Genomic DNA, 7,549 nt, shown 5'->3' with positions numbered 1-7,549 from the left:
GAGCACCAGCATCCGCTCGGGGCCGGGGCCCACCAGCGGATACGCCCACCACAGCACGTCGATCCGGTTCTGCGGCCCCGCGCTGGTGTCGAGCCTGGCGCGACCCGCCGCCGGGTAGGAGGCCTGTCCGCCGAGCGACTCCTCCAGATCGTGTCCCGCGAGGTCGTACGCGCCGTGCGCGGCGGGGTCGGTGGGATCCCGCCGGTCCGGGAGAGCGCCGGACACGGGCATCAGGTCGGTCGCGGGGCGGCCCACCGCGTCGTCCCTGGCCGGGCCGAAGAGCCGGCGGGCGCCGGTGCTCCAGTGCGAGACGCGGCCCGCCTGGTCGATCACGACGACCGCCAGCGGAACGCGGGCCTGCGGGGGCCGACCGGTGCCGTGCATCACCGCGCTCCTTCCCCTCCCGGCGCGCCGGGGGGATGCGCGCCGCCTCTCTCCACGGTACGGCTCCGCCGCTCAACGGGAGGCGCTTACCCATGAATTGGGCGCGCCCCCGCCCAGAGGCGCGGGCCGTGTCGATCAGCGGCTCCGCCGCGGGGCGCGAGCACCCACAGAAATGCCGCGGACGCGTCTGCTCATCGACCGGGCAGAGGCGTCCGCGGCTTGTCGTGGGTTGCTCGCGCAGTTCCCCGCGCCCCTGACAGGCCCTAGTCCTCGTGGCCCAGCTGGAGGTCACGTTCCGTACGGCCGCCTCCCGCGACCTGAAGCACGGTCGCGACCGGAGGGTAGCCCGCCGCGATGACCGTGTACTCGCCCGACGACAGGTCGACGAACCGGAACGTGCCGTCCGGGCCCGTGGTCAGCGTGTCGACGACGTTGCCCGCCGCGTCGAGCAGGGTGACCCGGGCGTCCTCCACGGGCCGCCCGCCACTGGCCCGCACCGTCCCGCGCAGCACCGCGCCGCCCGCCAGCTCCACGTCCTGGCGGGTCTCCCGGGAGGCCATCACGGTCACCGGGAGCGCGGCGGGGCGGAACGCGGGGGCGCTCGCCGCGAGGGTGTACTCGCCCGCCACCAGCTCGGTGATGACGTAGCCGCCCTCGCGTCCGCTGCGGGTGGTGGCGACGACCTCGCCGTGCACGTTCGTCAGCGTGACGGTGGCCTCCCGTACGGGAGTTCCGTCGGCGGTCAGCACGCAGCCGGCGAGCCGGCCCGCGCCGCCGAGCACCACGTCCAGCTCGACGGGCCGCTCGCCGACGGTCACCGTGACGGCCTGCGGCTGGTGCCCGCCGGCCGCCGCGATCAGTACGTACGAACCGGTGCCGGGCGTCGACAGGGCGTACCGGCCGTCCTCGCCGCTGGCGCCGCGCCCGATCTGGGTGCCGCCGACGTCGATCAGGGTGAGCGCGGCGCGCGGCACGGCGGTCCCGTCGGAGTGCTGCACCGTTCCGCAGACCGGGACTCCGGCGGCGTAGGACACCCGCTCCTGCTGCGGGACGACGGGGTGCTCGACCGGGGACGAGGGCGAGGAGGGGGCGGCGCTGGACAAGAGAGGGGTCTCCTTGAGGAAGAAGGCGAGGAGCAGGCCCAGGACCAGGACCGGCACCAAGTAGAGGAAGATGCGGGGCATCGCGTCGGCGTACGCCTCGATGTACGGGGCGCGCAGTGCCTCGGGCATCGCGTGCACGAGCTGCGGGGTGATCGACTCGGCGTCGGGCAGCTCGCCGCCGGTCGGCAGCCGGTCCGCGAGGGAGTCGGCGAGCCGGTCGGCGAAGAGGGTGCCGAAGATCGCGGCGCCGACGCTGCCGCCGATCTGCCGGAAGTAGTTGTTGGCGCTGGTGGCGGTGCCGAGGTCGGCGGCGCGCACGGAGTTCTGCACGGCGAGCACGAGCACCGGCATGATCAGGCCGATGCCGGCGCCGAGCACCGCCATGTAGACGCTGTACTCGAGGCGCGGGGTGTCCACTTCGAGGCGGGACAGGAGGTACATCCCGAGCGTGGACAGGGCGCCGCCGAGGATCGGGTAGAGCTTGTAGCGGCCGGTGTGGCTGATGAGCTGTCCGGAGACGATCGACGCTCCGACGACGCCGCCCATCATGGGGAGCATCAGGAGGCCCGACTCGGTGGCCGAGGCGCCGTCGACCATCTGCAGGAACGTCGGCAGGTAGCTGGCCGCGCCGAACAGCGCGACGCCGACGACCATGCCGACCAGGCCGCTGAGGTTGAAGACGGAGTCGCGGAACAGGCGCAGCGGGATGATCGGCTCGGCGGCGTGCTTCTCGGCGAGGACGAACAGCGCGGCCGAGGCGACGGCTCCGGCGCCGAGCCCGATGATGACGCGGTCGCCCCACGCGTACTCGGTGCCGCCCCAACTGGTCAGCAGGACCAGGCAGGTGGAGGCCGCGGCGAGCAACAGGGCGCCCAGGACGTCGAGTCGGGCCTTCTTCTGCGGCTTGGGGAGCTTGAGGACGACGGCGGTGACCGCGAGGGTGAGCAGGCCGAACGGCACGTTGAAGTAGAAGCACCAGCGCCACGAGAGGTGGTCGGTGAAGTAGCCGCCGAGCAGCGGTCCCGCGACCGACGCGAGGCCGAACGCGGCGCCGATCAGGCCCATGTAGCGGCCGCGCTCGCGGGGCGGCACGATGTCGCCGATGATCGCCTGCACGCCGATCATGAGGCCGCCCGCGCCGACGCCCTGGACGGCGCGGAACGCGATGAGCTGGTCCATGCTCTGCGCCCGGCCCGCGAGTGCGGAGCCGATGACGAAGACGACGATCGCGAACTGGAAGACGCCCTTGCGGCCGAAGAGGTCGCCGAGCTTGCCGTAGATGGGCAGGCCGATGGTGGACGTCAGGAGGTAGGCGGTGATCGCCCAGGACATCTTGTCGAGGCCGTGCAGCTCGCCGACGATCTTCGGCAGCGCGGTGGCGACGATCATCTGCTCCAGCGCGGCGAGCAGCAGCGCGAGCATCAGACCGACGAAGACCATCCGGACGCGCCGCGGACTGAGTCCGTCGCCGGGCAACTGCGGTGGCGCCTCGGCCCGTTGGGGCTCGGCCGGGGTGGCCGGTTCCGGCACGGGGGCCGTCACCGGTCCCCCGACCGACTCGGTCACCAGCGTCGTCGTGCCCACCTGCAGCTCCCCTCGTCGCCCTTGCGCCGCCCATTTCTCGCATTGCGCGACAACGGGGGGCAAGCGCGACGATTCGCTGTTCAGACGGGTTTCATCGACGAACGCGCCGGTCGGAGCCCTACGGCGTACAACCGGCGCGAAACGAAAACCACTCGAAACGGTGAGCGGCAGATCAGTGTGCGCGTGTCAGTTCCACGCGGTCACTTCTCGACCTCGGTGGCCAGCTTGGCGAGGACGGCGTCGTAGATGCGGCCGAGCCCCTTCGGCGCGAAGGTCTTCTCGAAGAAGCCGCCGATGCCGCCCGCGCCGTTCCACACGGTCGTGACGACGACCCGTGACCGGCCGTCGCCCGCCGGGGTCACCCGCCACGTCGTCACCATCGAGGAGTTGCGGTCCTTCTCGACGAGCTCGCCGTCGGTCGGCTCGCTCACCTCGAGCAGGCAGTCGCGGATGCGCTTGCTGGTCGCCTGGAGCTTCCAGTGGACGAGGGTGCCCTCGCCGTCGCCGCCCTCGCGGACCTCGTACTCGCTGAAGTGCTCGGGCAGCAGCTTCTCGCGTGTGCCGTTGTAGTCGGCGAGGGCGTCGAACACGTCGTCCGGCTTCGCGGCGACGACCCGTTCCGTGGTGGCCTCGACCTGCGCCATGACTCTTCCTCCAGCACTTGGTTCCTCAGGGGCTCGCCCAAGCCAACCACCCCCCGTACCTGCCACCAAATCCGGGTCCGGGCGGGGATCACCGGAGGGTCCGCACGATCAAGGGAACATGTGTTCTATTGTGTGGCCAGTGCTACCGAGGAGGCGTCATGCGCTGGGAGAACCTCACGGACCCGACGGGCCCCACGGACGACCGGGCCGACCACGGCCGGGCGCCCGACGCCGCGCTGTTCGGCGCGGACGCGGTGGTGCGCCGCACCGTCGACACCCCCGAGTTCGCCGGAGTGACGTTCCACGAGATCCGGGCCCGGTCGATCGTGAACCGGGTGCCCGGGGCGTCCCGGATGCCGTTCGAGTGGACCGTCAACCCGTACCGGGGCTGCACCCACGCGTGCGTCTACTGCTTCGCCCGCAACACCCACAGCTACCTCGACCTCGACACGGGCCTCGGTTTCGACAGCCAGATCGTGGTGAAGGTGAACGCGCCGCAGCTGCTGCGCGGCCACCTCGCCTCGCGCCGCTGGCACGGCGACCACATCGCGATGGGCACGAACGTGGACTGCTACCAACGGGCCGAGGGCCGCTACCGGTTGATGCCCGGCATCATCGAGGCGCTGCGCGACCACGCGAACCCGTTCAGCATCCTGACCAAGGGCACGCTGATCCTGCGCGACCTGCCGCTGCTGCGCCAGGCGGCCGACGTGACGGACGTCGGCATCTCCGTCTCGGTTGGCTTCGTGGACCAGGAGCTGTGGCGCACCGTCGAGCCGGGCACCCCCGCGCCCGAGCGGCGGCTCGACGTCGTCCGGGCGCTGACCGACGCGGGGATCGGCTGCGGGGTCCTGATGGCGCCGGTGATCCCGTTCCTCGGCGACCACCCCGACCAGCTGCGGGCCACGGTGCGGGCGGTGGCCCGGGCCGGCGCGACGTCGGTGACACCGCTCGTGCTGCACCTGCGGCCGGGGGCCCGCGAGTGGTTCATGACGTGGCTCGGCCGGCACCACCCGTATCTGGTGCGGCGCTACGAGCGGCTGTACGCCGAGGGCGCCTACGCCCCGAAGTGGTACCAGCGGCGGGTGACCCGGCAGGTGCACGAGCTGGCCGAGGAGTTCGGGATCGGACCCTCCCGGGCGGGCGCCGCGCGCCGGGTCCGGGCGGCCGCCCCCGCGCCGGTCGAGCCCGGGCCGACCCAGCTGTCCCTGCTCTGAACAGCCGTTGCGCACAATCGGGTCAACTTCCGGCAGAACGGATTCTTCCGGGCAGGGTTTCGGGGACGATGCGGCCGGGGGCCGTGGACTCACGGCCCCGAACCCACCTCCGTCCTGGGAGGCCCCATGAAGAAACGCGCCGTAGCCCTGTGCGGCATCGCCGCCCTGGCCGCAGGCACGCTCGCGACCGGCCCGGCCATGGGCGCCGACGCCGGGCCGGCCCGCCCGGCCGCGCACACGACCGTCTCCTGGAAGAAGTGCGGCACGAAGGACTACCCGACGCTGCAGTGCGGGTCGCTGCAGGTGCCGCTCGACCACGCCGCACCGCGCGGCCGACAGATCACGCTGGCCCTCTCCCGCGTCCCGCACACGGCGAAGACGTCCCAGGGCCCGCTCCTGGTGAACCCCGGCGGCCCCGGCGGCAGCGGGCTCACCCTCGCCGGGTTCGTCGCGTCGAGCCTGCCGGCGAAGGTCGCGGCGCAGTACGACGTGATCGGCTTCGACCCGCGCGGCGTCGGCGCGAGCCGCCCCGCCCTGGACTGCAAGCCCGGCCACTTCGCGCCGGTGCGCCCGCCGAGCGTCCCCTCCTCCGGGGCGATCGAGGACGCCAACCTGAAGCGGGCGGCCGCGTTCGCGCAGAGCTGCGCCGACAAGTACGCGGACCTCCTGCCGTACATCGACACGGTCAGCGCGGTCCGGGACATGGACGCGATCCGCGCGGCGCTCGGCGCGAAACGGCTGAACTACTTCGGCTACTCGTACGGCACGTACCTGGGCGCGGTCTACGCGAAGTACTTCCCCGAGCGGGTGCGGCGCTTCGTCCTCGACTCGATCGTCGACCCGACCGGCGTCTGGTACCAGGACAACATGGGCCAGGACTACGCCTTCAACGCCCGCCACCAGGCGTTCCTGGCCTGGGTGGCCAAGCACGACGCGACGTACCGGCTCGGCAAGGACCCCGCGAAGGTCGAGGCCGCGTGGTACCGGATGCGGGACGCGCTCGCGAGGAAGCCCGCGGGGAAGAAGGTCGGGGCCGCGGAACTGGAGGACACGTTCCTGCCCGGCGGCTACTACAACGGCTACTGGCCCCACCTGGCCGAGGCGTTCGCGGCCTACGTGAACGACAAGGACGCCGATCCGCTCGTCGAGGCGTACGAGACCTTCGCCGCGGTCGACGCCGCCGGCGACAACGGGTACAGCGTCTACGCGGCCGTCCAGTGCCGTGACGCGCACTGGCCGCGCGACTGGAACCAGTGGCGCGACGACAACTGGCGGGCGCACGAGAAGGCGCCGTTCTCCACGTGGAACAACGCCTGGTACAACGCGCCGTGCGCGTTCTGGCCGACGCGGTCCCTGCACCCGGCGGACGTCGCCAACTCCGCCGTCCCGCCGGTGCTGCTGTTCCAGGCCACCGACGACGCGGCGACCCCGTACGAGGGCGGCGCCGCGGTCCACCGGCTGCTGCGCGGTTCGAGCCTGGTCGTCGAGCAGGGCGGCGGCAACCACGGCATCACGCTCAGCGGCAACGCCTGCCTGGACCGGTACCTGTCGGCCTATCTGGCGTCCGGCGACGTGCCGCGCAGCGGTGGCGAGATCGACGCGGTCTGCGCGAAGCTGCCCGACCCGAAGCCGCTGACGACCAAGGCGGCCACGGATCCCTCCGACGGCACCGAGCTGCACGGCCTCCTGGGGTACAGGGGCTGATCCCCGGTGCGGGACGGGGGTGGGTGAGGATGACCGCATGACGACTCACCTCACCCGCATACCGGCCCCCGACGGCGTCGCACCGGCCACCGCGTACACCCACGTGGTCATGGGCACGGGCCGGCTGATCGCCGTGTCCGGCCAGCTCGCACTCGACGAGAAGGGCGAGCTGGTCGGCCGCGGCGACCCGCACGCGCAGGCGCGCCAGGTGTTCGAGAACCTGCGGCGCTGCCTCGCGTCCGCCGGGGCCGGGTTCGACGATGTCGTGAAGCTGACGTACTACGTGACGGACATCGCCTGGATGCCCGCGGTCCGGACCGCCCGCGACGAGTTCCTCGACCCGGCCCGGCTCCCGGCGGCGTCGGCGGTCCAGGTGGCGGCTCTGGTGAGCCCGGAGTTCCTGATGGAGATCGAGGCGTTCGCGGTCGTGCCGCAGTGACGTCGGCGGCGCCGCTGATCCGGCCGATGACGCTCGACGACTGCGACGCGGTGGCCGAAGTGCGGGTGCGGGGCTGGCAGTTCGCGTACGCCGGACTGATGCCGCAGACGTACCTCGACGCGATGAGCGTGGCCCGGGACGCCGCACGCCGGCGCGAACGGTTCGGCCGCGGCGGCGATCTGGTCGCGGAGCGGTCCGGCACGGTGGTCGGCTGGGCCTGCCACGGACCGTCCCGCGACCGCGACGTACCGCCCGGCGAGGCCGAGTTGTACGCGCTGTACGCCCACCCGGACCATCTGTCGACCGGCGTCGGGCGTGCGCTGATGGCGGCGTGTCTGGCCGGGGCCGGGGCCGCCGGTCACGCGGTGATGCGGCTGTGGGTCGTGGAGGGGAACGCGCGGGCCCGCCGGTTCTACGCGCGGGCCGGGTTCACGCCGGACGGTGCCCGTGAGGCGTACGAGGTGGGCGGGGCCC

7 protein-coding genes are annotated in these 7,549 nt (G+C 72.7%); 4 read left to right on the top strand and 3 right to left on the bottom strand.

All coding sequences use genetic code 11. From position 1 onward, the window contains the following. The 3 genes from M4J07_RS45615 to M4J07_RS45605 form a co-directional block, all read right to left on the bottom strand. Positions 1-384, bottom strand: a 384-nt coding sequence (locus M4J07_RS45615; RefSeq protein ID WP_255982866.1) for a PAS domain S-box protein, incomplete at its 3' end; no start/stop codon positions are given. A 263-nt stretch (positions 385-647) separates the two neighbouring features. Then, complete coding sequence (locus tag M4J07_RS45610) at positions 648-3,071, bottom strand: MFS transporter (protein WP_255982864.1); 2,424 nt, start codon at positions 3,069-3,071, stop codon at positions 648-650. Between the two features lie 200 nt (positions 3,072-3,271). Continuing rightward, positions 3,272-3,715: an SRPBCC family protein gene (locus M4J07_RS45605; RefSeq protein WP_255982862.1), complete on the bottom strand. Its 444-nt coding sequence runs from the start codon at positions 3,713-3,715 to the stop codon at positions 3,272-3,274. A 158-nt stretch (positions 3,716-3,873) separates the two neighbouring features. Between M4J07_RS45605 and M4J07_RS45600 the strand changes: the two genes are divergently transcribed. The 4 genes from M4J07_RS45600 to M4J07_RS45585 form a co-directional block, all read left to right on the top strand. Beyond that, positions 3,874-4,932: an Rv2578c family radical SAM protein gene (locus M4J07_RS45600; protein ID WP_255982860.1), complete on the top strand. Its 1,059-nt coding sequence runs from the start codon at positions 3,874-3,876 to the stop codon at positions 4,930-4,932. 126 nt (positions 4,933-5,058) lie between these two features. Further along, positions 5,059-6,636, top strand: coding sequence for an alpha/beta hydrolase (locus M4J07_RS45595; protein ID WP_255982858.1), 1,578 nt, complete (start codon positions 5,059-5,061; stop codon positions 6,634-6,636). A 37-nt stretch (positions 6,637-6,673) separates the two neighbouring features. After that, complete coding sequence (locus tag M4J07_RS45590) at positions 6,674-7,075, top strand: RidA family protein (protein WP_255982855.1); 402 nt, start codon at positions 6,674-6,676, stop codon at positions 7,073-7,075. 26 nt (positions 7,076-7,101) lie between these two features. After that, positions 7,102-7,549: GNAT family N-acetyltransferase (locus M4J07_RS45585; protein ID WP_255982853.1), on the top strand; the 448-nt coding region annotated here is incomplete at its 3' end.

It is taken from the genome of Streptomyces longispororuber, assembly GCF_024448165.1.
In the GTDB taxonomy this organism is placed as follows: domain Bacteria; phylum Actinomycetota; class Actinomycetes; order Streptomycetales; family Streptomycetaceae; genus Streptomyces; species Streptomyces longispororuber_A.
The sequence above is the reverse complement of the archived record's forward strand: the minus strand, read 5'-3'. Positions and strand labels throughout refer to the sequence as shown.

Bases quoted from the DNA above. Each gene is read 5' to 3' on its own strand.
- M4J07_RS45600 (WP_255982860.1), top strand. From the start codon at position 3,874: ATGCGCTGGGAGAACCTCACGGACCCGACGGGCCCCACGGACGACCGG.
- M4J07_RS45595 (WP_255982858.1), top strand. From the start codon at position 5,059: ATGAAGAAACGCGCCGTAGCCCTGTGCGGCATCGCCGCCCTGGCCGCA.
- M4J07_RS45605 (WP_255982862.1), bottom strand. From the start codon at position 3,715: ATGGCGCAGGTCGAGGCCACCACGGAACGGGTCGTCGCCGCGAAGCCG.
- M4J07_RS45590 (WP_255982855.1), top strand. From the start codon at position 6,674: ATGACGACTCACCTCACCCGCATACCGGCCCCCGACGGCGTCGCACCG.